The sequence below is a fragment of the Streptomyces caeni genome (assembly GCF_042678285.1).
GTDB classification, from domain to species: Bacteria; Actinomycetota; Actinomycetes; order Streptomycetales; family Streptomycetaceae; genus Streptomyces; species Streptomyces caeni.
The window spans coordinates 1-1255 of record NZ_JBHUDX010000158.1; the positions used below are offsets into that span (position 1 = coordinate 1).

The 1255-nt window shown below is 69.7% G+C and carries 1 protein-coding gene; it reads left to right on the forward strand.

The window, feature by feature from the left end; genetic code table 11:
- Positions 1-18: 18 nt before the first annotated feature.
- Positions 19-1255, forward strand: a protein-coding gene (locus tag ACFSL4_RS37355; RefSeq protein WP_381092572.1) for an IS3 family transposase whose coding sequence is annotated in 2 segments (ribosomal slippage) — positions 19-361 and positions 361-1255 — 1238 coding nt annotated over the 2 segments. Because the reading frame shifts where the segments join, the coding sequence is not laid out codon by codon here. This gene is flagged as partial in the annotation.

Consider the following 1255-nt stretch of genomic DNA (forward strand, 5'->3'; position numbering starts at 1 on the left):
GAAGCGAGAACACCGCCGATGGCGATGAAGGACTACTCGGACGAGTTCAAGGCCGATGCCGTGGCCCTGTACGAGTCCACGCCCGGGGCGACCTACAAGAGCATCGCCGCTGACCTGGGCATTAACAGGGCGACGCTGCGTGAGTGGGTGCTGCGGGACCGGGAGCGTCGCGGCGTCGCCCCCGCGGCCGCTCGGTCAGGTGGGGCAGCGCCGGCCCGGGCGGGACAGCCGGCACCGTCCGCCGACCCCGACGAGCGGATTCGGCAGCTGGAGGCCCGGGTGGCCGAGCTTGAGGCGAGCGAGCGGAAGCTGGCCACCGAGCGGGACATCCTGCGCAAGGCGGCCAAGTATTTCGCCGGCGAGACGAACTGGTGAACCGCTTCCAGTTCGTCCACGACCACCGGGACGCCTTCGGCGTGAAGCGGTTGTGCCAGGTGCTGGGCGTGAACCGTTCCAGCTACTACAAGTGGCAAGGCGGGGCCGACGCGCGGACCGCGCGGCAGGCCGCTGACCGGGTACTGGCCGAAGAGATCCGCGCCGTCCACGCCGACTCCGACGGCGCCTACGGCTCTCCGCGGATCACCGCCGAGCTCCGCGCCGACGGCCGGAAGATCAACGAGAAACGGGTGGCCCGCGTGATGCGCACGTTCTCCATCCAGGGCATACGCCTGCGCAAACGGGTCCGCACCACGATCCCCGAGCCGTCGGCGACACCGGTCCCGGACCTGTTCCAGCGGGACTTCACCGCCCCGGCGCCCGGAGTCAAGTACATGGGCGACATCACCTATCTCCCCACCGGGGACGGCCAGTTCCTCTATCTGGCCACTGTCCTGGACTGCTTCAGCCGCCGGGTGGTCGGCTGGTCCGTCGCCGCCCACATGCGCACCGAACTCGTCGCCGACGCCCTGCGGATGGCAGCCGCCACCCGCGGCGGTCTGAGCGGCGCGGTCTTCCACTCCGATCACGGTGCCCAGTACACATCGCGTGAATTCGCCGACTTGTGCAGCGAGTTGGGCGTCACCCAGTCCATGGGCGCGGTCGGCACCTCCGCCGACAACGCCGCCTGCGAGAGCTTCCACGCCACCCTCAAGCGGGAGACCCTGCGCGGCGCCCACCACTACCCGGGAGCGGAACTGTGCCGACGCACCGTCTTCCGGTGGCTCACCCGCTACAACACCCGCCGTCGGCACTCCGCCAACGGACACCTCAGCCCCATGGCCTACGAAAACCAGCACCGGCAGGAGTCCGATAAGCT